We start from the raw sequence: 22351 nt of genomic DNA, 5'->3' as shown, positions 1-22351 counted from the left end.
AGCGCAGTGCGGGCGTCAGCGCAGTGCGAGCGCGGAGCGTGCGGCGGCAAGCGCCTGGCCCGCGTACCCACCGCCGAACAGCACGGTGTGCACCAGCAGCGGGAACAGCTGGTGCAGGCCGACCCGGTCGGTCCAGCCGTCGGCGAGCGGGGCACCGGCGTCGGAGGCGGCCTGCTCGTAGGCGTCCAGGATGTGCTCCAGCATCGGGGCGCCGAACAGCCGCAGCATGGCCAGGTCCGTCTCCCGGTGCCCGCCGTGCGCGGCAGGGTCGAGCAGCCACACCCTGCCGTGGGCGCCGTCGGACCAGTGGACGTTGCCGCTCCAGGCGTCCCCGTGCAGCCGCGCGGGCGGTTCGGCCGGACCCGTGAGCGCGTCGAGGTTGTCACAGACCCGGTCGAAGAGGGCGGCCTGCTCGACGCCGAACGCGCCGCTGTCCCGCGCGGCGCGCACGTACGGTGCCACGCGGTGCCGCGCGTAGAAGGTGGGCCAGTCCGGTTCCTCGATGTTGCGCATCCCGGTCAACCCGATCCACGCCTCGGCCGGCCCGCCCGGCGGTGGGGAACCGAAGGCGGCGGCACCACGCAGGTGGAGCCCGGCCAGCCCCGCGCCGAACGCGCGGGCGGCCTCCGCGGTGGGCGCTCCCGGATCCACGCGCTCGATCAGCAGCCACTGCTCGTCGTGGGCGTACACGGCGGGCAGTGGCACGTCTCCCGGCTCGGCGAGCCAGCGCAGCCCGGCTGCCTCCGCAGCGTGCGCCCCAGGACCGGGCGCGCGCTTGGCCACGATCCGCCGCCCGTCCGCCGTGGTCACGGCGAACAACGCGCCGCGGAAGGGAGTGATCTCGCTGATGTCGGTTGCCAGCAGGCGCTCGACGGCTTGCCTCGGGTCGGCGGCACGCGCGCTCATAGCCGGCTACGCACCCACTCGACCAGCTGTGGAACAGCGGATTCGATCATGCCGAGTACCTCGTCGAAGCCGTTCTCCCCACCGTAGTAGGGGTCGGGGATCTCGGCGCCCTCCGGAGCGTTCGGGTCGAAGCTGCGTAGCAGCACGGCACGCTCCGGCTCGGCGAGCTTACCGCGCAGTGCCCGCAGGTGTCCCGCGTCGGCCGCGAGCAGCAGGTCCGCTGCCAGATGCTCGTCGTCGACCTGTGCCGCGACGTGCTCGACAGGGTACCTGTTCCTGCGCAGGGTCTCGGCCGCGCGCGCGTCGGCGGGCTCGCCGACATGCCACGGTCCCGTACCCGCACTGGTGACCCGGACCCGCTCGGCGAGCCCGGCACGACGCAGATGCTCGGTGAGTACCATCGCCGCCATGGGCGAGCGGCAGATGTTCCCGCTACACACGAAACTCAGATGCACGCGTCCACCTTACGGAAGGTCCGGCTGCCCGGTCGGCGGGCGGTCGGGTGGTGGCGGCGTTGTGCGAGGATCATGGGTATGGCCCCAGCCCAGTCGACGGTAGGTGACGTGCGGGCAGTGCTCGAGGAGGCCTATCCTCCGCAGCTCGCCGAGCCGTGGGATGCGGTCGGCCTGGTGTGCGGCGACCCCGACGAGCACGTTGCGCGTGTCCTTGTCTGCGTCGATCCGGTCGAGGCAACCGTCTCCGAGGCGATCGAGCGGGGTGCGCAACTGGTCGTGGCGCATCACCCCCTGCTGCTGCGCGGCGTGCACGGCGTCGGCGCCGACACGGTCAAGGGACGGCTGGTGCACAGGATGATCCGCGCGGGAGTGGCGTTGTACTGCGCGCACACCAACGCGGACGCGGCCGACCCCGGGGTGTCCGACGCGCTGGCCGACGCGCTGGGCCTGCGGGTGCTGCGACCGCTCGTGCCGCACGAGAGCGCGCGGACCGGCCTGGGGCGTATCGGCGAGCTGCCCGAGCCAGAACCGTTCGGCGCGTTCGTCTCCCGGGTGGCACGGGCGGTGCCCGCGACCGAGCCGGGCGTCCACGGCGCAGGCGACCGGGATCGCCCGGTGCGGTCGGTCGCGCTCGCGGGTGGCGCGGGCGAGGGTCATCTGGCCGACGCGGTCGCCGCCGGTGTGGACGCGTATGTCACCGCGGACCTGCGGCATCACCCGGCCAGTGAGCACATCGAGGGAAGTAGCGCGTCCGGCGGCGCCGTACCGGCGCTCGTCGGCCTGACACATTGGGCGAGCGAGTGGCCGTGGTGCGAGCAGGCGGCTGGGATCCTGCGCGGCCGACTCGGTACGGTCGACGTACACGTGTCCCGGCAGTGCACCGATCCGTGGACGATCCGAGCAGGCACCCCATCCATCGACCCGGAGGAAGTGGCGACGCCGTGAAAGTCGACCCAGCCGTGCAGCGACGGCTGCTCGATCTCGCCGAGATCGACGCGGAGCTGTCGCGTATCGCGCACCGCCGCGCCAATCTCGCCGAGCTCGACGAGGTCGCGCAGGCCGAGAAGAGCCTGCGTGCCAACCAGGACGCGCACGTGGCCGCGCAGACCGCGCTCGCGGATCTGAGCAAGGAGGTCGAGCGGCAGGAGCGCGAGGTCGAGGCTGTGCGGGAGCGTGCCGACCGGGACCGCAAGCTGATGGAGTCCGGTTCGGTGTCGGCGAAGCAGCTCACCGATGTCGAGCACGAGCTGGAAACGTTGCAACGCAGGCAGAGCGCTCTCGAAGACGACCTGCTCGAGCTGATGGAGCGCAGGGAGGCCACCGAGCAGGAGGAGCGCAACGCTGCCGAGAAGGTGGCGGCCGACGAGAGCGCGCTCTCCGAGGCGAAGGCACGCAAGGACGAGGCGCTCGCGGACCTGGACACGTCCATGGCGCGCCGGGAGTCGGATCGGGCCGCGGTGCTCCAGGAGCTGCCGGAGGCCCTCGTGGAACGCTACGACCGGGTGCGTAAGTCGCGTGGAACCGGTGCGGGGCTGCTGCGCTACCGTCGCTGTGGCGCATGCCAGCTGGAGCTCGACCACTCGGCGCTCTCGGAGATCAAGAATGCTGCCGACGACGAGATCGTCAGCTGCGAGAACTGCGGCGCGATCCTGGTCCGCACCGCGGAGTCCGGCACGTGACCCCGCACCCCCTGTGCGCTGAAAGACGCTTTCAGCCCATCTCACGGAGTGAAAGCGTCATTCAGCAGGAAGGCGCGTGATGGCCGGGCACGTGGTCGTGGAGGCTGATGGCGGGTCACGCGGCAACCCGGGGCCTGCGGGGTACGGCGCTGTGGTGCTGGACCCTGCTGGGGATGTGCTTGCCGAACGACAGGGTGGCCTGGGGACGGCGACCAACAACGTCGCGGAGTACACCGGGCTCGTTGAGGGGCTGCGCGCGGCCGCGGAGCTGGACGCGCGCACCGTGGACGTGCGAATGGACTCCAAGCTCGTCGTCGAGCAGATGAGCGGACGCTGGCGCATCAAGAACGAGGTGCTGCGGCCGCTGGCCGCCCGGGCCGCGGAGCTGGCGAGCCGGTTCGACACCGTCACCTACACGTGGATTCCCCGGGGGCGCAACACCCGCGCGGACGCGCTGGCCAACGAGGCCATGGACGAGCAGGCCGGGCTCGGTGCGGGGCAGGCCGAGCCCGCACCGGCGGAGCCTGCGAGTCCGGCAGCCGAACAGCCCGAGGGACGTGCGACTACGGAGCCGTCCGGGCAGGGCGAGCTGTTCACCGACCGCGAGCCCGGACCCTCTGCAGCGACCGCCGCGGCCGCGTGGTCCGGAGCCGTCGGAGCGCCCACCCGCCTGTACCTGCTCCGGCACGGGCAGACCGCGATGTCGATCGATCGCCGCTACTCCGGCCGGCAGGACGTGGAGCTGACCGAGCTCGGTGTGTGGCAGGCGGGCGCCGCGGCCAAGCGACTGGCGGCGTTGTGCGCCGACCGTGGCGACGCCGGCCGCGCGACGGTGCTGTCCTCGCCCCTGCGGCGCGCGGTGCGCACAGCCGAGGCGGTGACCGGCCAGCTCGGTGGCAGCGTGGGCACGCATTCCGGGTTGCGGGAGACCGACTTCGGCGACTGGGACGGGTTGACCTTCGGTGAGGCGTCCGAAAGGGACTCCGCGCTGCACAGCGCGTGGCTCGGCGACTCGTCGGTGCGCCCGCCCGGTGGGGAAAGCTTCGACGAGGTCCACGAACGGGTCGCCGCCACCCTCGACGAGCTGGTCGCCGACTACGCGGGGCAGGAGGTCGTCGTCGTCTCGCACGTCACGCCGATCAAGACCGTGCTGCGTATCGCGCTGGCCGCTGGGTCGAATGTGCTGTACCGGATGCACCTGGATCCGGCGTCGATCTCCATCGTCGAGTTCTACCCGGACGGCAACGCGTCGGTGCGTCTCGTCAACGACACCTCCCACCTGAGCTGACCGTGCCGGACAGCTACGCTGGGAGGTGGGCGAGTCGGCAGGGCGACCGCGAGGAGTGATCCTCGAGGAAAGTCCGGACTCCACAGGGCAGGGTGGTTGCTAACGGCAACCCGGGGCGACCCGAGGGATCAGTGCCACAGAAAACAGACCGCCGCTCCGTGCGAGCGGTAAGGGTGAAACGGTGGTGTAAGAGACCACCAGCACCCCGGGTGACCGGGGTGGCTAGGTAAACCCCACCCGGAGCAAGGCCAAGAGGGAGCGTGTCGCTCCTGCGCAGGCGTTCGAGGGTTGCCCGCCCGAGGCCTGCGGGTAGGCCGCTGGAGCCTGCCGGCAACGGCAGGCCTAGATGGATGGTCGCCACCGTGACCGTTGGTCACGGGACAGAATCCGGCTTACATGCCGGCTCGCCCCACCTCGCTTGTCGAGCGATGAGTTCTCGGCCTCTGGACGGTCCAACCTCGGGTAGATCCATCCGTTGTCCATGGAGGCAAACATGTTGATTGTCGCGGGACACCTCGAGGTCGACAGCCAGGACCGTGATCACTACGTGCGGGAGTGCAAGCCGGTCGTCGAGCAAGCCCGGCGTGCGCCCGGATGTCTCGACTTCTCGATCACGGCCGACCCGATCGAAGCAGACCGGGTCAATATCTACGAACGGTGGGAGTCCGACGCGAAGCTCGAGGCGTTTCGTGGCTCCGGACCGGACGACGGGTTGAATGGTCGCATTCGCAGCGCACACGTGTGGAAGTACCGGATATCCGGCACGGAGAGCCCGTAGTTACCCGCATCGCGCAAACCTGCTCTCCTGGCCCGTCCACCCCGACGTCGCCACGCTTCGCTGCTCCATTCGGTTGGTCTTTGGCAAAGATCACACATATCTCTTGCTCGGCTACTCGATGGGTGCTCGCTGCGCTAGTCGCACGAATGGGCGTCGTTTTCCGGTGTGTGTAGCACTCCGTGATGGAATCTCGGGATCGTTGTGTGCAACGGAGCGCATGTGAGTGACCATGCCACCGTGCCGGTTCCTGTGGGTCGAGTACGTCCGGCCGACGGCGTTGCGTGAGGATGTCGAGGGGTTCGGCCAACCCTGGCATGAGGTCGTACTCTGCGATAGGCACCAAATCGCGTCTCAACAGAACGCGCTATGAACGCTACGCTAGGTGACGTCCGCATGGACCGGCACGAGGACGGAACACGTGTGATGCTTCAACCGACCATGCTCCGCACAACCAGGAGTCCACGATGACCACCATGACCGTTGCCACGCTCGCCCAGGAATCGATCACAACGGGCGGGCTTCAAGACTGGCTGGTCGAGAACGCCATTCCGCTGCTCCTGCTTTCGGTCGCCGTGTTGTTGCTCTGGCTCGGTGGCGGAAAGGGCGACAACGCGGGGGTGATGCGCCGCGTGGGCGGCGTCGTGATCGCCCTCGCGGTGATCGGGCTTGCCCTGTCCGGCGCCGGTGTGGAAGTCGGCCAGTGGCTGTCCAGCCTGTTCACCGGCTGACGGGGCGGAGCCGACCGTGCGCATCCGCACCGACGACGAGGTTTACCGGGTCGACGGGGTGTGGCTCGGCCCGCCGCGTGCCACGTTCCCGTGGCGTGTTCGCTACGTCGCCTGGGGCGTGGGCTTCGCGGTGTTCCTGCTCGTGCTCTCCGTCGAACGCCAGCTCGGCATCGGGTTCGGTTTCTTCAGCACAGCATGGGCGCTGGTCATCACGGTAGTGGTGACCAAGTTGATCACATCGAAGATCAATCATGAGCGCCCGCTGGGGACCGTGCTGTCGATGTGGTACCGGGAGCTGACCGCGCCGCGCGAACGCGTGGTGGGCGACGGTGGCGCCGTCAGCGCGAGCAAGGTCCGTGTCCGCGCCCATCGCCCACGCCCGTCACCGGCGAGGTCGCGGGGGCCGGGACGCCGGTCAGCCGACAGCGGCGGCAGGCAGGCCGCAGGCCTCGACGGCAGCAGGCAGCCCCCGGCCGACCGCACGACCCCCGCACCGCTGCACAACTCGACTCGAGACAAGGCTCGGAGGTAATCGTTGTTCCGTCCCCGATCACGGAAGGCGAAACAGGAGCCCCCGGCCGTCCCGAGTGGCTCCGAGCCGGGCGCCCCCGGCTCGTCCGCCGCCGGAGGCGGCATCAAGTCGGTGCGGCCGGGCAGCCGGTCGCGTCGCCTGCCGGGCGAGCAGTCCATGCCCACCTACACCCCGTCGATCGCGGCACGCAGCATCGACGGGAACGTGCTGCGCACGTCGAACGACATCTTCGCGTGGTACCGGTTGTCCCCGCAGCGCTGGTCGTTCCGCTCGGACACGCAGCGCAGGGACCTGATCGCCGCGATCGCGGGCCAGTACGCCGAGCTTCAGGGCAGGTGGCTGCACCTGCGGGTGACGAACCGTCCGTACCCGATCCGCATGTGGGCGGAGTCCCACGTGCACAACGCGCGCAACCCGCTGCCGGACACCTCTGGAGCGCTCACCTTCGACGACTACCTCATCGGTGAGCAGGAGCAGCTGATGGGCCGCTCGATGGCCGAGAAGGAGGTGTACCTCGGTGTCCAGGTGCAGACCCGCAGCGTGGTGGACCGCGCGGTGGAGACGGCCGCTCCGTTGCTGCGCAAGGTCCTCCCCGAGGCCGTCGAGGCCGAGCTGACCGCTCTCGACTCGGAGATCGAGCATCTCGACCAGATCATGAGCAGCGCGGGCCTTGACGGGCGCCCGGCAGAGGCCGAGGAGATGTCCTGGCTGATGCACCGGTCCTGCGCGCTCGGCCTGCCTGCTCCCCGCAGCATGCCTGCCGTTCCCGGCTCGTCCTGGGAACCCGAGGACCTTGCCTCGTTCACCGATGTCGCCGACCTCTACGCCGAGCCCTACGCCCCGACGGTGACGGTACGTGGCCGGACCGGGTCCAACGCCGGTGTCAGCCGTAACGTCGCGGTCCTGACTGTCGGCCAGATGCACGGCCTGCAGATCCCCGAGGTCGACGACCCGTGGGTCCAGCACGCCGACCGGCTGCCCGTTGCCGTGGAATGGTCCGCGCGGATCTACGTCCGCAGGCCGGAGGAGGTCTCCGGCGAGCTGGGACGGCAGATGAACAAGGTCCGCTCGCAGGTCAAGCACTACACGGACGAGCACGAGCTGGAACCGCCCCAGTCGCTGGCCCGGCAGGCCTCCCGCGTTCTGGAGATCGACGACGAGATGACCTCGGGCTTCACCGCGCTGGCGACCCGGGTGCGGTCATGGTGGCGGATGGCGGTGTCCGGCGCGGACGAGCGGGAGTCCCTGCGCAGCGCACAGCAGCTGCTCGAGCTGTACAAGCCGAAGGTCGCCATCGAGCACCCGGAGGCCCAGTACGCCCTGGCGCGCGAGTTCATTCCCGGTGAACCGGTCGCATCGGGCGCGCATATGCGGCGGGGTTCGGTGGTCTGGGCGGCTTCGGCGGTTCCGACAGCCACGGCCGAGGTCGGGGACCGGCGCGGTGTCCTGATCGGCGACACGTGCACGGCCACCCGCAAGCCCGTGGCGTGGGACCCGTGGATGGCCCAGGAGATCAGGGACGGGTCCGGGCTGACCGCGATGGTCGCCGGGCTCGGTGGCGGGAAGTCCTTCCTCGGCGGCGGCCTGGTGTACAAGACGCTGCGCGCGGGCGCGCACTGGACGATCCTCGACCCGTCCGGCCCGCTCTCGCGGCTGTGCGAGCTGCCGGAACTGCGGCCGTACGCCCGCCCGATCAACCTGCTCAACGCGGAGCCGGGCATCCTCAACCCGTATCGCGTGGTTGCCGAGCCGAGGCTGGAGCATTTCGTCGACGAGGAGGACCCCGAGCGCGCCTGGCGCAGGGAGTCCGCGCTGGCGGGAGCAACGCGCCGCAGGCTCGTGCTTGACGTACTCAGTGGCGTGTTGCCCTACGAGGTCGCACGCATGCCGCAGACGCGCATCGTGCTGCTGCGCGCGGTCCGCGCGGTCGGGGGTCGCAGTGATGCCGATCCCGGCCAGGTGATCGACGCATTGCGCCGGGATGCCAGCGAGCATCACGAGCACGCGATCGTGGTGGCCGACTTCCTCGACGAGATGCGCGAGCGTATGTCCCTGCTGATCCCGGACAGGGACTCGGATCCGTACCAGGAAGGGCGTGACGACCGCCTGACGGTGCTGACCATGGCGGGGCTGACCCTTCCCAAGGACGGGGTGGGGCGCGAGCACTGGACCGACGCCGAGGCGCTCGGTGTGGAGATGCTCAACCTCGCGGCGTGGCTGACCCAGCGCACCGTCTACCAACGACCGAAGGAGGAGCGTAAGGGCGTCTGGATCGACGAGGCGTTCTTCCTGTCCGAGGTGCCGACCGGGCGGGTGCTGATGAACCGGTTCGCGCGTGACTCCCGGAAGTGGAACGTGCGCGTGCTGCTGTCCTCGCAGATCCCCGCGGACTTCCTGCGTATCCAGGGGTTCGTCTCGCTGCTGGACTCCGTGTTCATCGGCAGGCTGGATGACGAGGACGCCCAGGCGGACGCGCTGCGGCTGCTGAAGGTGCCGGTCGGCGCCGGCTACGAGCAGGTCGTCTCGGCACTCGGTTCGCGGCCGGGCACGCAGCGCGGTGGGCCGGAACGCGACCGCGAACCGCGGCAGTTCATCTTTGCCGACGGTGACGGTGGCGTCGAGCGCATCACCGTGGACTTCTCCGGGCCGCACCTCGAGCACCTGCGGGACGTGCTGGACACCACCCCGGGTGGCAGCGGAGCCGAGCAGGACAAGGCGCGTGGCCCGCAGCCGGGTACGAACCAGGACGCGAGCGAGCCCGAACCCGAACACGCCGGCGCGGCGCGGGCCGAGCCCGAGCAGGAACCGGCGCGCGGCACGGCGGAGCCCGCGGCGAGTGCGGGCCAGGAGCCAGGGAACGCGCTCGCGGGTGACCTCGAGGAGGAACCGGACTTCGAGCTCGCCGCCGAACTCGAGCTCGGGCTGACCGAGGACCAGCAGGCGGTAGGCGCGGACGAGCCGTCCGCCGGGGCCGAGCGGGACGACGAGACCGAGGCCGTGCACAGCGGTGCGGCCCGGCGCGGACACAACCCGGGAAGCGACGCCGCATGACCGCGTTCGCCGTCGTCGTGCTTCTGGTGGTGTGTGCGGGGCTGCTGTATCGCCGTGGCCGCCGCACGCGCGCGCCGCTGGGTCGCCGCTCGCGTGCGATGATGCTCGTCGTCACGATCGTCGGCGTATGGTCGCTGACCGTGACGCCGGTGGCCTCGGCGCAGGATGCCTGCGAGCCGCCGAACCCGGAGCGTCCCGGCTCCGGGATGGTCGGCGCGATCGACCCGGCCGAAGGGCGCGGCGAGGACGGCAGCGCCTATCTGGACTACAGCTACGCGGGCATGGTCTGGCACGTCTACGAGACCGACTGTGGTCCGCTGTCCGGGATCTCGAACCCGAACTCCACAATCGACACCTGGACAGGGAACCAGCTGTTCAACCTCGGCAAGAACATCGTCGGCATGACGAACGCCCTGCACTACACCGTGATGGAGGGCGGGCTGTTCGCGCCGCTGCACGACGCGATCGAGTCCGGGGCGGATATCGTATACAACAACATCTACGCCCAGCTGTTCGGGCTGTTCGCGCTGATACTGGCTATCACGTTGTTCCGACACATCTGGCGTGGCGACCTTCCCGCTGTGTCCAAGCGGGTGCTGTTCGCGCTGGGCGCGATGTGGCTCGCGGCATCCTCGTTCGCGTTGCTGCGGTTCCACGACGACATCGACCGGGCGATCGTGCAGACCACGACGAACATCCAGGCAGGGTTCGTCGACGAGTCCGACGACCGCATCGTCCGCGAAGTACTGCCGACGGCGCTGCACGACGAGATCGTGTACAACAACTGGTTGCGCGGCACGTTCGGCTCGCCGGATGCGCCGCAGGCCGAGGAGTACGGCATGCGGCTGCTCGACGCGCAGGCCTTCACGTGGGCGGAGATCCGCGCAGGCGACGACGCGGACCAGGAGGTCGTCGACGAGAAGAAGGAGGAGTACGAACGAATCGCCGAGCAGTTGGGGCCTGCCACCGGGTACTTCACCGGCGAGGACGGCAGCCGCACCGGCGCGGGGTTTCTCGCGTTCCTGCAGAGCCTCGTGTACTCGCTGTTCCAGCTGTTCGCCAAGGCGGCGATCCTGCTCGCGCAGGTGATGGTCCGGTTGTTGACGTTGACGGCTCCGCTGATCGGCCTGGCCGCGATGCTGCACAACGAACTGCTGCGCAAGGTCGCGCGTGTGGCGGGCGCGGTGACGTTCAATCTCGTGGTGCTCTCGGTGCTGGCCGGGGTGCACGCCCTGCTGCTCGAGGCGATCTTCGCTGCCGCTCCCGCACTGTCCATGGTGGCGCAGATCGCGATCGCCGCGCTCGTGACGATCCTGCTGTTCGTGGTCGGCAAACCCGGAAGGCGGCTGTGGCAGATGGTCGACATGTCGTCGCGGACCGTGGGCGAGGCGTTGCCCGCCCCGTCGCGAGGGTTGTTCTCCCGGTTCCGTCGCAGGCAGCAGGAGGCGACCCAGCAGGATCACTTCTGGCAGAACGTGCGTGACGGTGACCAGTCCGGAACCGCTTCCGGTGGTGGTGCCACGAACCGGCGGGTGCGGCCGGAGGCGAGCGGCCCCACGGTGGCCACTGCCCAGCGCACCGACCTGCCTGCGGTGCCGGGGCGGCAGGGTGGCGCCCCGGCGAGCGAGCACGACCGGAGCTCAGGGGGTGGCGCGGCGGCCACCAACCCGTCCCGACTCGGTTACAACCCCGCTGGCGGCATCGGCAGCGCGCAGGCCGCGCGCGCACCGCGGGCTGGAACGACGTCGGCTACCCACGTCGAGGGGTTGGTGGTGCCCTCGCGTGTCGACCAGCAGCGCCCGGCGTCCGGGGCGGACACGGACACGGGACCGGACCGGCACGCCGCGACGGCTCCCCCGGCGGCGCGGGCAGCGTCCACGCGTGCGTCCGCGGGGGGACCCCCCGCCCCGCGCTCGCGCCGCGGAGGCACCGAGGAAGTCGGAGGGCGGCCCGTGCACGTGCTCTACAGGCCGTCCAGGGGGCTCGAGGTTCAGCACAGTCGTGACAGCGACTCCATGGTGAGGTGACCCGCATGCCGATTCGCACTCATCGTGGCCGCGCGGCCGTGTACCGGCGCTTCTGGGGCGCGCCGATGCGCTCACCGAGACACCTCGCGGTCACGGTCGTCGTTGCGGTGGTCGTCGTTACGGGGATCGGCTTCCTCATCCCCACCGTGTTCGCCGAGGAAGGTGGCACCGACGAGGGCGATGAGTTCTCGGCGAGCGCCGGTCGGGAGGACCGGTCCGGGTCGGGTACGACCGTGACATCGACGCCGGAGCCCACCCGCTTGACGGCTCCGGTGCGCACACCCACATCGGCGGCGCCCGACCCGGAGGCACTCGGTGTGGCCGAGAGTTGGGCGCGGGCCTGGGTGGACCATTCGGGCTCCGACGAGGACTGGCTGGAGGGTCTGCGGCCGTACACCACCAAGGAGTACCTCCCCGTCATGGAGTCGGTCGACCCGGACAACATCGGCGCCGAGGAGGTCACCGGGGAACCGGAAGCGGTCAACTCCTACACCAGCTCCGTCGAGGCGGACGTGCCCACGGACGGGCCGACGCTGCGCATCACCGTGACCGATACCGAGGACGGGTGGCGCGTCACCCGCTACGACCGGGCGGACTGATCGGCCGTGCGGATCAGGTGGGTCCTCGGGGCCGTGGTCGTGATCACGTGTGCGTCCCTGGTGATGGTGCTGACGGTGATCACGGTCATCAACAGCCAGCACCGCGCCGAGTCGGACATGATCGACCATGTCAGCTGCGAGGCGATGCTCGGCCCGACACGGCCGGGGCAGCAGCGCAGTGGGGTGCAGCAGGCCTCGAACCTGAACGAGGAGCAACTGCGGACCGCCTCGCTGATCATCTCGATCGGCCGGGAGCGTGGCTTGCCGCCGCGGGCGTGGCAGATCGCGATCCAGGCAGGGATGACCGAGTCGAAGCTGCGCAACGTGCCCTACGGGGACCGGGACTCGCTGGGGATCTTCCAGATGCGGCCGTCCATGGGCTGGGGAAGCCCGGAAGAGGTGTTGGACCCGCAGTACCAGGTCAACAAGTTCTTCGACGTGATGGAAGGCGTCCCCGGGTGGGAATCACGCAGGCCGGGGGAGGTCGCGCAGGCGGTCGAGCGCTCGGCGTTCCCGGAGCGCTACCACGACTGGGAGGCCATGGCCGTGCACCTGGTCGAGGAACTGGGTGAGGTCGACGATGCCGCCGGATGCGGGGAGATCGAGGGAGCGACGGTCCCACCGAACGGGGCCGCCGATGCGGCGATCCAGTTCGCGTTGCGTGAGCGGGGCAAGCCGTACGTGTGGGGGGCCGAGGGGCCGGACGCCTACGACTGTTCCGGATTGCTGCTGCGCGCCTACGAGTCCGCGGGGGTCACGTTGCCGAGGGTGTCCCGTGATCAGTACCGGGCGGGGTCGATGCTGCCCGTGGAGCAGGCCGCTCCGGGTGATCTGGTGTTCTGGGCCCACGACACGTCGGACCCGAACACGATCCACCACGTCGCGATGTACATCGGCGACGGGAAGATCGTGGAGGCCCAGCAGAGCGGGGTCCCCGTGCATACGAGGGATGTGTCGTTCGACGAGGCCGGGATGATGGCCGAGGCGGTGCGACCTGGTGTCTGAGGTGACGATCGAACGCGAGGGTGACGGTTGGCGTAGTCCGGTGTACGACAGCAGAGAGGATGATGTGTGGTGAAACTGTTCGGTAGGGGAAACAAGTCCCGACCTCTCGATCCGCAGCGCGCGTTCGCCACGGCCCCGATCCCGAGGCAGGCCGGTCCACCTGCCTCCAGCACCCCGGTCGCCGACTACCTGCAGCGCGGCTGGCCGGGGGTGAGCGAAGGGTACGTGGTGCTGCCCCGGTCACTCGTGGAGGAGATGCCGCTGCCGTGGCAGCAGCAGATGACGAACCTGCTCGCCCAGTTCCACCAGACGTACCGGCAGCTGTCCTGGCCGGAGTACCGGGTGTTGCCGTCCAGGCGGGAGCGTCTCGTCGACCTGGACGAGGAGCAGCTGGCGGAGGCGGGCTACCTCGTGGAGATCGATGGATCGGGGGAGCTGGTCTACCGGGAGCGAAGTGGACGCGTCGTGGACGACCCGGAGTCGACCACCGTCCCGGTCACCTGCCTGGACCCGGTCATCGCGCACAAACCGGCCCCGGCGAGTGAACCGGCCCCGCGACGCGGCGGTCCCGCGCCGATGAACGTCGGACCCGAACCGGTGTGGCAGCCGGACAGTGGCCACCGCCCGGCCGCGCAGCCGCCGCAGGATCAGGCCGCGCAGCTGCCGCAGGATCAGGCCGCACGACCCGCCTCGGAGCGGTACCCGTTCAGCCCGGGCGCTACGCCCGGGAACCAGCTCGGAGAGGGGCAGGGGACCTGGCAGGCCGGCGAGTGGTTCACCGACTCCTCGAGCGACTTCGGCCCGACGGGTGAACCGATCGAGCGCCCGTATCGCTTTCGTGACTGAGGAAACTCCAGCACACTGGTGATATGGCTGCTCGCGACGAGGACCCGCAACCCGATCCTGGCTGGTACTACAACACGCGCACCGGCGAGGTGGAGCACGGTGCGGTCTCCCGTGCGATCGACCGCATGGGTCCCTACCCGGACGAGGCCACCGCGCGGCAGGCTCTGGAGATCGCCCGCGCTCGCACCGAGGAGGCCGACGAAGCCGACCGGAAGTGGAACGAGGGTTCGTCGAACTGACCGTGGCGGGCGACGTCCGGCCGCGAGTATGAGCGAGATCATCGGCACGTCCCTGCCGAGCCGATGGCAGACCCTGGCGGCAGGCTGACGACGAGATTGCTGCGTCCGGCGGAGCAGGTTGCTGCACGCGGCGCTTGCCCGCGCGCGCCCGTTTCCCGCCGTAGTGCCCCTGACTGCGCTTCCGGTCGGTAGCTCGCCGAATGTCGTCACACTAACGTGTTGCCCGTTTTTACCTTCACGAGGTACGTTCCGTTTTCGTGTGCGTCGTGTCCTGAGCGGTTCAGGCATTTCGCACGGTATGTGCCGTATACGTGAACAGCCGGATCGTCTGGGTGCCCGGCTGGTGTGGGGGTCCGCATGTCACGGGTCGGGCAACTCCGCGGGGTCCGAGCCCGAGGTCACCCGGCCGGAGACCGAGACCGGGTACAACACCTTCGGCGACGTGGTCGCCGAGCGGGACGCGAACGGCAACGTCACCCGCTACGAGTGCGACGGGGCGGGACGGCAGGTGTCCGAGACGCGGCCGGACTACACCCTGCCCGGGGCGGACGAGCCGATCACCGCGACCAGCACCACGTCCTACGACGAAGCGGGCCGGGTGGTCGCCGAGACCGACGCGGCAGGGCACGAGACCACGTACGGCTACGACGAGCTGGGCAACCAGCGCCGGGTGACGGATCCGCCGTCGTTGTCGGGCCAGGCCGGTGGTACGACGATCGCGACCTACACCCCGACGGGGTTGCGACGGATGGTCTCCGACCAGCTGGGTGCGCAGACGTATGCCACCTACGACCAGCTCGGCAGGCAGATCACCGAGACGGTCGTGGAACGCGAGCCCACCGAGCGGTATCTCACCACCGAGTTCACCTACGACGAGCTGGGCAACCCGGCCAGCGAGACGGACCCGCTCGGCCGGACCACGACGCTGGAGCACAACGTCGAGGGCAACCCGGTATCGATCACCGACCCGGCCGGTGTGGAGACCACCGCGTCCTACGACGCGGCCGGCCGTCCGGTGGAGACGCACGACCCGGCCGGGGTGACCACACGGCTGGAGTACGACGCGGCGGGACGCGTACTCGAGGAGTCCGATACGGACTCGAACGGCGAGGTGCTCGCCGGCCGGAGCTTCGGCTACGACGCCGCGGGTAACCGCACCAGCGAGACCGACGAGCTGGGCGCGACGACCTCCTACGAGTTCGACGCGCACGACAACCTGCGGTCGGTGACACGCCCGGTGGACGGGGACAGCTCCATCGTCACCAGCTACGGCTACGACGCGGCGGGCAACATCACTCGCGCCACGGACGGCAACGGCAACACCACGGAGTTCACGGTGAACTCCTGGGGCCTGCCGGAGTCGACGATCGAGCCCGCCACGGAGCAAACCCCGGATGCGGCTGACCGCACCTACACGGTGTCGTACGACGCGCGGGGCGACGTGGCAACGCTGGCCAAGCCGGGTGGCGTGGAGATCAGCAACACCTACGACCCGCTGGGCAACCTGCTGACCCGGACCGCGACCGGGGCCAAGGCGGTCACTCCGGACCGGGAGTTCACCTACGACGACGCGGGGCGGCGCACGCGGGTGGCGGCTCCGGGTGAGGACAACGTCTACTCCTACGACGACCGGGGGAACCTGCTCTCGGCGGAGGGGCCGTCGGGGACGACTGAGTTCTCCTGGGGCGACGACGGCCGGCTGGTCCAGGCCACGACCGAGGCAGGCACGGGCGAGTACGGCTACGATGCCGCGGGCAGGCTGTCCACGGCCACCGACCCGGTGTCCGGCGCGACGGCGTCGTACGGCTACGACGACGCGGGCCGGGTGAGCACGGTCGACTACGGCGGGGTGTCCCGCTCGTACGATTACGACGAGTCCGGCAGGCTGGTGCAGGACGCCTTCGCCACGGATGACGGCGAGATCGGTTCGATCGCCTACGGTTACGACGACGCCGATCGCCTGACCTCGAAGACCACGTCCGGCGTGGCCGGTGCCGCGCAGAACACCTACACCTACGACCAGACCGGCCGGTTGTCCTCGTGGAACGACGGGGAATCCACTGTCGACTACACGTGGGACGACGCGGGCAACCTGGTCGGGCGCGGGGACGAGACCGCGGTGTTCAACGAGCGCAACCAGCTGCTCGAGCACGGCAGCACGCAGTACTCCTACACCGCGCGGGGCACGCTGACCGAGCGCGTCGAGGACGGCCAGTCCACCGACGTGGAGTTCAACGCGTTCGACGAGCTGGTGGCTGACGGCGGAACCAGCTACACCTACGACGGCCTGGGCCGGCTCATCGACCGGGACGGTCGTGGCCTGAGCTACGTCGGGGCGAGCCTGGATGTCGCCTCGGACGGGGTGGGCACCTACTCGTATACCCCGGGTGGGCGTCTGTTGGGTGCCGGTAGTGGTTCGGGTGCCGGCCTGGGTTGGTCGGACCGGCATACGGATCTGGTGGGTGTGATCGACCCGGCCGGTGGTGAGCTGGCGGGCTCGCGCAGTTTCGACCCGTTCGGCGAGGTGACCGCCGCGGACGGTGTGCAGCCGGATGTGGGTTTTCAGGGTCAGTTCACCGATCCGGACTCGGGCAGCGTGCATATGGGGTCGCGCTGGTATCAGCCGGGTACGAGCACGTTCGCCTCGCGGGATCAGGCGGGTCTGGACCCGCGGGACGTGGGCAATGCCAACCGGTATGCCTATGCGGGTGGTAGTCCGCTGAGCAGGATCGATCCGCAGGGCTACTTCTGGGGCAAGGTCAAGTCGGCGGCGAAGTCGGCTGCCAAGGGCGCGTTGAACGTGGCCAAGGAGGTGTCGGGTTATAACGACATCAAGGGTTGTATCGGTGGTTCGTTGAGCTCCTGTGCCTGGGCGGTCGCCGGGTTCACCCCGGTGGGCAAGATCGCCAAGGGGATCAAGGTGGGCTACAAGGGAGCGCGGAAGCTGACCAAGAGCGGCAGTTCGCGTAGCTACTCGCGGTTGGGAAGCACGCGGACGTGGAGTTCGACGACGACGCGGACGAGGTCGACGCGCGCGACACGTTCGACCCGCTCGGTGGTGCGGAGCACCGGCCGAGGTGTAGTGCGCGGTGCGGCTCGTGGCGTCGCGAGACGGGCTGTGGTGTCCGGGGCCGGTGGTGCGGTGTCGCGGGGCTCGTCGGCAGCCGCGCGGGCGGCGGCGGAGGCTGCCCGGGAAGCGGCTCGACTGGCCGCGCGGCGGGCGCGCGTGAAGAAGGACGCGATGACGTACGCGTCGCGACCGTCCACGTCGCCGCGGGTCTCGCCGAGTGTGCAGCGCCGGTTGGATCGGTTGAACGATCAGCCAGCGGTGGATCTGGGCACGCTGGGACGGGGTGCCGATGACGTGGCCTCCGGTGGTGATGCGGCGCGGTTCGTGCCGGAGCAGGTGGGCCGCGGGGGCCGGGGTGCTTCCGGCTTGACGTCTCCGGGGCCGCGCTCGTCGGGTGCACCGTCGACGTCGCCGCCGCAACGGCCGGATACGGGTCTGCCGTCGAGCCGGGGGAGCAGTTCGGGCCGGTCGTGTGTGCCGAACAGCTTCGTGCCGGGTACCGAGGTGACCATGGCCGACGGGTCGACTCGGGCGATCGAGGAGGTCGAGCCGGGTGACCGAGTGGTCGCGGTGGATCCCGAGTCGGGTGAGCGGGGTGCCCGTGAGGTGATCGACACGATCACCGGTGATGGGCACAAGACGCTGGTTGAGGTCACTGTCACGACCGACGATGCGGGTGCCGGTGACGCTGGTGATGGTGGGTCCAGCAGTGTGGTGGCCACGGCCGGGCACCCGTTCTGGGTGGATGATCGGGGCCGGTGGGTTGATGCCGGTGATCTGGAGGCTGGTGACGAGCTGCGCACCAGCGGGGGCGAGCTGGTCGAGATCTCTGGTGTCGAGTCCACGCGGCGGGTGCAGCGGGTGCACAACCTGTCCGTCGACGGGATCCACACCTACCACGTCGCCCTCGACGCCGAAGCGGATCTCGATGCTGAGCTGGACCTGCTGGTTCACAACACCAACCCCGGATGCGGGCCCGATGACGAATACGTCAACCTGGCAAGCGACAGCCGTACCCGTCATATCTTGGACGGCGATGAGTTTGGCGGTGGGCACATGTCTCCGGGTAAGCCGGGTAAATCGATCTTCCCGCAAGACTGGTCACGAGAAAAGATCATGCACAATATTTCCGACGTTGCCACCGACCCTGCATCATCATGGCAGCAGCAGACTGGTGCGGTAGGTGCTAGGTTTACGAGGAAGGGAAAACCTGTCCGATTCGAGGTAGGTGGGCGTCGTGACGGTGTGAACATCGAAGTGATTGTTGAGCCAGACGGAGAAGGGATTGTAACGGGTTATCCAGTGTGGTGATGGAGGGTTGACCTATTAGCGAATATATAGCAGGACGGTTAAACTCTGTATTGATATCGCACGAAGGGTATTTGACTCAGAATGAGATTAGTTCTATAGCACGCCTACTTGATGCAGGCGAACTGGCTCTTGCGATGGAAACACTTTGTGACCAATTATATGAGCGGGATATTAAGGTTGACGCTGATACATGGAAGATCCTGGCAGAGGTGGGGGAGATAATGGGGCTCGATGAATCTGAGTGGCTTCCGTTAAAGCCAAAATAGTGTTCCGTGTCAGATATCTTTATAGAGAGTCGAATATCTTGTCGACAGTATTAGTCCGGATGAAGTACGTGGGTCGACGTTCCAATTTTTGATCCATACTCAGGTGCCGGTCTCGAGTGCAGGCGGGGCGACTCGGGCAATCGAGGAGGTCGAGCCGGGTGATCGGGCGGTCGCGGACGATCCCGAGTCGAGTTGAGCGTTGATCCCGAAGGAGAGGGAATAATTACCGGATTTCCGATTCCGTAACGGAGACGTTTGTATGACAGAGGACGAGTTCTTCGTCGATCTCGGTCGATCTCGTCTTCTTCGGGCCGGTGGAACTGGAGCTGTCGCTGTCGCGTGATGCGATCGCGCTGCCGGGGCATCCTCGACGCGGTGCTCGCCGCGCGCGGCTGAATCTGCGTCGATTCGACCGGCGCGACGCTGCCCGGTTGCGGCTACCCGGTGGGCACGTGTTCGTATGTCGACACGGACGTACGGAACGGACCGGATCGAGGAGCCTTGCCGAGCAGCCCGCACTAACGGGCTCGACGACCTGGCCGAACACACCTGGATACCAGCACCTTCGCGCTATCGGCTGCGTAGCCGCGGTTGCCGCTGGGGCGTGTGACGATGGGGATGCAGTCCCTGAGGAGGGAGCAGGCACCGCCGCGAGAGGGAGCGACCGGATGGGTACTCGCCGCATCGGGTTGAGCAAGGCCGTCTCCTGGGCGTTGCGGCACCGTCCGGATCAGCTGGGTCTGGAGCTCGACGCGGCCGGCTGGACATCGATCGACGCGCTGGTGGCGGAACTGGCCCGCCATCACCGCTGGCGTGACCTGACGCGTGCGGAAGTCCGCGAGATGGTCGCGCATCAGACCAAGCAACGGTTCGAGATCGACGGGGACCGTATCCGCGCGCTCTACGGGCACAGCGTCGCCGGGCATATCGACAAAGAGCCCGCCGAGCCACCGACCGTGCTCTACCACGGCACAAGCGCGCAGGCCGTGGCCGACATCCTGCGCCACGGGCTGCGGCCGATGCGGCGGCATTACGTGCACCTGTCGACCGACCGGGACAGTGCCCGCCAGGTCGGCTGGCGTAAGAGTCCCGATGTCCGCGTCCTCGTCGTCGATGCGGCCGGCGCCTACGCCGCCGGAGTCGGCTTCTACCTGGGAGCCGAGCAGGTGTGGCTGGCCGACGCGATCCCGCCGCGCTTCCTCGAGTTCGACGAGTCGTGACCGGTGCCCGCCTGCCGGACCAGTATGTTCTGGGGCAGGGCTGCCCGGACCGGCAGGGTAGGCGAACGCGGGTGAGGCGAAGGTGGTGTGACGATGGCGCGGCGGACCCAGGCGGAGCGGCGCGCGGCCACCCGCCTTGCGCTGATGGAGGCCACGGTCGTCTGCGTCGTGGAGTCCGGCTACGGCAACGTCACCTCCGGCCAGATAGCCACCCGCGCCGGGGTCACGCGGGGTGCGCAGAACTACCACTTCGCCGGTAAGGCGGAGCTGGTGGCGGCCGCGCTCGAGCACATGATGAACCAGCTCGTCGACGAGATCCGGGCCGATCCGCCCGGCGGTGACACCCCGACGGACCGGGCGGTCGCGCTGCTCGACCGCCTCTGGGCGTTGCACGACACCCCCGGTTTCAAGGCAGCCATGGAGATCGGCATCGCCAGCCGCACCGACGAGGAGCTGCGCGGCCACGTCGAGGACCTCAACCGCAAGGTGATCGGTGCGGTTGCCGAGGTCGTCGGCGAGGTCCTGCCCGAGGTGACGGGGCATCCGGACCTGGTTCCCGTGATGCTCACCGTGCTGGCGGCCGTGCGGGGGGTGGCCGTGGTCGGGCTGATCTCCTCCGAAGAGGCGGTCGAGTCCCTGTGGCAGACCGTGCGGGGCCAGCTCGTACGGTACGTGTCCGCCTCGGTCGACAACGCGATCGCCGGCACCGCGAGCTGACAGGGCGAACTGGCAGAAACGCAGCGAGTCCGGTGACCTGCGTCACCGAGAAACAAACTAGCGTGAACGTAAGTTTTTGTTCTACGCTGCCTGTGCGACGGCGGTCACCAGCGTGCGCGCGGCTACCAGGCGAGGAGACGAATCATGATCGAGTGGTCCGAGACCGATGAGCTGATCAGGGAGTCCATTCGGGAGTTCATCGACAAGGAGATCCGCCCGCGCACCGACGAGCTGGAAAGCGGCCAGCTCCCGCCGTACGACATCATCCGCAAGCTGTTCGCGAGCTTCGGCGTGGGTGAGATCGCCAGAGAAGGCTTCGACCAGCTCATCGAGCACGAGAAGCGCAAGGCCGACACCGGCAGCGGCGCCGGGGGATCCGCCGCAGGGTCCGGCGGCGGATCGGGGTTCACGCTCGCGGGTCAGGAGACCATGGCACTGATCGCGATCTCCGAGCTGGCGGGTGTCTCACTCGGGATCCTGGCCTCGGCCGGGGTGAGTCTCGGCCTGGCCGCGGGCACGATCATGTCCAAGGGCACGCTCGAGCAGAAGCAGCGCTGGGTGCCGGAACTTTTGACCTTCGACAAGGTCGGCGCGTGGGCGATCACCGAACCCGAGGCGGGATCGGACGCCTTCGGGGGGATGACGACCACCGTGCGCCGGGACGGCGACGACTACATCCTCACCGGCCACAAGACGTTCATCACCAACGGCCCCTACGCGGACACGATCGTCGTTTACGCCAAGCTCGACACCGGGGACGGCACCCCGATCCGGGACCGGAAGGTACTGGCCTTCGTGCTCGACGCCGGCATGGACGGGCTGGAACGGTCCACTCCGTTCAAGAAGATGGGCCTGGGCTCCTCGCCGACCGGTGAGCTGTCCTTCGACCACGTGCGGCTCGGTCGTGACCGCCTGCTCGGCGAGACCGAGGGAACCGCGAAGGACGAGAGCGCCGACTCCGGGCGGGAGAGCGCGCGGGCGAACTTCACCGCCGAACGTATCGGGGTGGCGGCCCTGTCACTGGGCATCATCAACGAGTGCCACCGGCTGTGCGTCGACTACGCCGCCAGCCGGACCCTGTGGGGCCAGGAGATCGGGCGACTCCAGCTCATCCAGGCCAAGCTTGCCGAGATGGAGATCGCACGGCTCAACGTGCAGAACATGGTCTTCCGGACCGTGGAGAAGCTGCGCGCAGGCACGCAACCGAGCCTGGCGGAGGCCTCGGCGATGAAGCTGTACTCCTCCCGTGCCGCCACCGAAGTGGCGATGGAGGCCGTGCAGCTCTTCGGCGGCAACGGTTACATGACCGAGTACCGGGTCGAGCAGCTCGCCCGCGACGCCAAGGGGCTGATGATCTACGCGGGCAGCAACGAGGTCCAGACCACCCACATCGCCAAGGGCCTGCTCGGCCGGTAACCGGCAGGGTGCGCCGGATCAGAACGGCGGGTCGCCTGGTGGGTCGGTGCCGCTGGTTGTGCGGTCGGTGGGGGTGTCCGGTGGGGTCGGTTCGGGTGGTGCTGCGGGTGGACGCTGTTTCGTGGTGTAGCACCGTCCGGTGGGTGTGGTGATGGTGGTGGTGCCGGTGGTGGGGTTGTGGTGGAGGGTCCAGTGGGGGTGGTCTTTGAGCTGGTGGT

General features: G+C 68.9%; 19 protein-coding genes, 1 other RNA gene and 1 pseudogene. 18 read left to right on the top strand and 3 right to left on the bottom strand.

The genetic code is table 11. The features are described from left to right. Window positions 1–15 precede the first annotated feature (15 nt). Together CHB84_RS20540 and CHB84_RS20535 are read right to left on the bottom strand one after the other, a co-directional pair. Complete coding sequence (locus CHB84_RS20540) at window positions 16–906, bottom strand: fructosamine kinase family protein (RefSeq protein ID WP_089303306.1); 891 nt, start codon at window positions 904–906, stop codon at window positions 16–18. Further along, on the bottom strand, window positions 903–1361 hold the full coding sequence (locus CHB84_RS20535; protein ID WP_089303305.1) for a low molecular weight protein-tyrosine-phosphatase: 459 nt from the start codon (window positions 1359–1361) through the stop codon (window positions 903–905). Before CHB84_RS20535 ends, CHB84_RS20540 begins: the two co-directional genes overlap by 4 nt. A gap of 78 nt (window positions 1362–1439) precedes the next feature. On the opposite strand from CHB84_RS20535, the gene CHB84_RS20530 reads away from it, so the two are divergent. From CHB84_RS20530 to CHB84_RS20450, 18 genes are all read left to right on the top strand, one after another. Continuing rightward, window positions 1440–2306 (top strand): Nif3-like dinuclear metal center hexameric protein, encoded by an 867-nt coding sequence (locus CHB84_RS20530; protein WP_089303304.1) that lies wholly within the window; start codon window positions 1440–1442, stop codon window positions 2304–2306. Continuing rightward, window positions 2303–3040: a zinc ribbon domain-containing protein gene (locus tag CHB84_RS20525; RefSeq protein WP_089303303.1), complete on the top strand. Its 738-nt coding sequence runs from the start codon at window positions 2303–2305 to the stop codon at window positions 3038–3040. The genes CHB84_RS20530 and CHB84_RS20525 overlap by 4 nt, the downstream gene beginning before the upstream one ends. Before the next feature lie 79 nt (window positions 3041–3119). Continuing rightward, complete coding sequence (locus tag CHB84_RS20520) at window positions 3120–4328, top strand: bifunctional RNase H/acid phosphatase (protein WP_089303302.1); 1209 nt, start codon at window positions 3120–3122, stop codon at window positions 4326–4328. Between the two features lie 30 nt (window positions 4329–4358). After that, window positions 4359–4739: RNase P RNA component class A (gene rnpB, locus CHB84_RS20515), an RNA gene on the top strand. A gap of 82 nt (window positions 4740–4821) precedes the next feature. Next, on the top strand, window positions 4822–5106 hold the full coding sequence (locus tag CHB84_RS20510) for a putative quinol monooxygenase (RefSeq protein WP_089303301.1): 285 nt from the start codon (window positions 4822–4824) through the stop codon (window positions 5104–5106). Window positions 5107–5570: 464 nt separating this feature from the next. After that, on the top strand, window positions 5571–5834 hold the full coding sequence (locus CHB84_RS20505; protein ID WP_089303300.1) for a hypothetical protein: 264 nt from the start codon (window positions 5571–5573) through the stop codon (window positions 5832–5834). A 16-nt stretch (window positions 5835–5850) separates the two neighbouring features. Further along, on the top strand, window positions 5851–6366 hold the full coding sequence (locus CHB84_RS20500; protein ID WP_089303299.1) for a hypothetical protein: 516 nt from the start codon (window positions 5851–5853) through the stop codon (window positions 6364–6366). Window positions 6367–6522: 156 nt separating this feature from the next. Next, complete coding sequence (locus CHB84_RS20495; RefSeq protein ID WP_089303298.1) at window positions 6523–9417, top strand: ATP-binding protein; 2895 nt, start codon at window positions 6523–6525, stop codon at window positions 9415–9417. Further along, on the top strand, window positions 9414–11444 hold the full coding sequence (locus CHB84_RS20490; protein WP_089303297.1) for a hypothetical protein: 2031 nt from the start codon (window positions 9414–9416) through the stop codon (window positions 11442–11444). The genes CHB84_RS20495 and CHB84_RS20490 overlap by 4 nt, the downstream gene beginning before the upstream one ends. A gap of 5 nt (window positions 11445–11449) precedes the next feature. Continuing rightward, window positions 11450–12043: a hypothetical protein gene (locus tag CHB84_RS20485; protein WP_089303296.1), complete on the top strand. Its 594-nt coding sequence runs from the start codon at window positions 11450–11452 to the stop codon at window positions 12041–12043. A gap of 6 nt (window positions 12044–12049) precedes the next feature. Continuing rightward, window positions 12050–13048 carry a C40 family peptidase gene (locus CHB84_RS20480; RefSeq protein ID WP_245818870.1) on the top strand — a complete coding sequence of 333 codons (999 nt, stop codon included), beginning with the start codon at window positions 12050–12052 and terminating at the stop codon, window positions 13046–13048. Between the two features lie 69 nt (window positions 13049–13117). Beyond that, window positions 13118–13894, top strand: a complete 777-nt coding sequence (locus tag CHB84_RS20475) for a hypothetical protein (protein WP_342743983.1) — start codon at window positions 13118–13120, stop codon at window positions 13892–13894. Between the two features lie 23 nt (window positions 13895–13917). After that, on the top strand, window positions 13918–14133 hold the full coding sequence (locus tag CHB84_RS20470) for a hypothetical protein (RefSeq protein ID WP_089303294.1): 216 nt from the start codon (window positions 13918–13920) through the stop codon (window positions 14131–14133). A gap of 343 nt (window positions 14134–14476) precedes the next feature. Next, window positions 14477–18514, top strand: coding sequence for an RHS repeat-associated core domain-containing protein (locus tag CHB84_RS20465; protein WP_176440059.1), 4038 nt, complete (start codon window positions 14477–14479; stop codon window positions 18512–18514). 14 nt (window positions 18515–18528) lie between these two features. Then, window positions 18529–18780, top strand: coding sequence for a MafI family immunity protein (locus CHB84_RS24085; protein ID WP_141134757.1), 252 nt, complete (start codon window positions 18529–18531; stop codon window positions 18778–18780). A 668-nt stretch (window positions 18781–19448) separates the two neighbouring features. Beyond that, a complete protein-coding gene (locus CHB84_RS20460) occupies window positions 19449–20000 on the top strand; it encodes an RNA 2'-phosphotransferase (protein ID WP_089303292.1) in 552 nt (183 codons plus the stop codon). A 93-nt stretch (window positions 20001–20093) separates the two neighbouring features. Then, window positions 20094–20717, top strand: coding sequence for a TetR/AcrR family transcriptional regulator (locus tag CHB84_RS20455; RefSeq protein ID WP_089303291.1), 624 nt, complete (start codon window positions 20094–20096; stop codon window positions 20715–20717). 144 nt (window positions 20718–20861) lie between these two features. Then, a complete protein-coding gene (locus CHB84_RS20450; protein WP_089303290.1) occupies window positions 20862–22133 on the top strand; it encodes an acyl-CoA dehydrogenase family protein in 1272 nt (423 codons plus the stop codon). An 18-nt stretch (window positions 22134–22151) separates the two neighbouring features. On the opposite strand, the pseudogene CHB84_RS23285 reads toward CHB84_RS20450, so the two are convergent. After that, a pseudogene (locus CHB84_RS23285) lies at window positions 22152–22351 on the bottom strand (hypothetical protein); the annotation flags it as partial.

The sequence above is a fragment of the Haloechinothrix alba genome (genome assembly GCF_900188115.1).
GTDB lineage: Bacteria > Actinomycetota > Actinomycetes > Mycobacteriales > Pseudonocardiaceae > Haloechinothrix > Haloechinothrix alba.
The sequence above is the reverse complement of the archived record's forward strand: the minus strand, read 5'-3'. Positions and strand labels throughout refer to the sequence as shown.

Coding starts and splice junctions, on each gene's coding strand:
- CHB84_RS20530 (WP_089303304.1), top strand. CDS start 1,440: ATGGCCCCAGCCCAGTCGACGGTAGGTGACGTGCGGGCAGTGCTCGAG.
- CHB84_RS20505 (WP_089303300.1), top strand. CDS start 5,571: ATGACCACCATGACCGTTGCCACGCTCGCCCAGGAATCGATCACAACG.
- CHB84_RS20485 (WP_089303296.1), top strand. CDS start 11,450: ATGCCGATTCGCACTCATCGTGGCCGCGCGGCCGTGTACCGGCGCTTC.
- CHB84_RS20495 (WP_089303298.1), top strand. CDS start 6,523: ATGCCCACCTACACCCCGTCGATCGCGGCACGCAGCATCGACGGGAAC.
- CHB84_RS20540 (WP_089303306.1), bottom strand. CDS start 906: ATGAGCGCGCGTGCCGCCGACCCGAGGCAAGCCGTCGAGCGCCTGCTG.
- CHB84_RS20460 (WP_089303292.1), top strand. CDS start 19,449: ATGGGTACTCGCCGCATCGGGTTGAGCAAGGCCGTCTCCTGGGCGTTG.
- CHB84_RS20450 (WP_089303290.1), top strand. CDS start 20,862: ATGATCGAGTGGTCCGAGACCGATGAGCTGATCAGGGAGTCCATTCGG.
- CHB84_RS20520 (WP_089303302.1), top strand. CDS start 3,120: ATGGCCGGGCACGTGGTCGTGGAGGCTGATGGCGGGTCACGCGGCAAC.
- CHB84_RS20455 (WP_089303291.1), top strand. CDS start 20,094: ATGGCGCGGCGGACCCAGGCGGAGCGGCGCGCGGCCACCCGCCTTGCG.
- CHB84_RS20490 (WP_089303297.1), top strand. CDS start 9,414: ATGACCGCGTTCGCCGTCGTCGTGCTTCTGGTGGTGTGTGCGGGGCTG.
- CHB84_RS20470 (WP_089303294.1), top strand. CDS start 13,918: ATGGCTGCTCGCGACGAGGACCCGCAACCCGATCCTGGCTGGTACTAC.
- CHB84_RS20510 (WP_089303301.1), top strand. CDS start 4,822: ATGTTGATTGTCGCGGGACACCTCGAGGTCGACAGCCAGGACCGTGAT.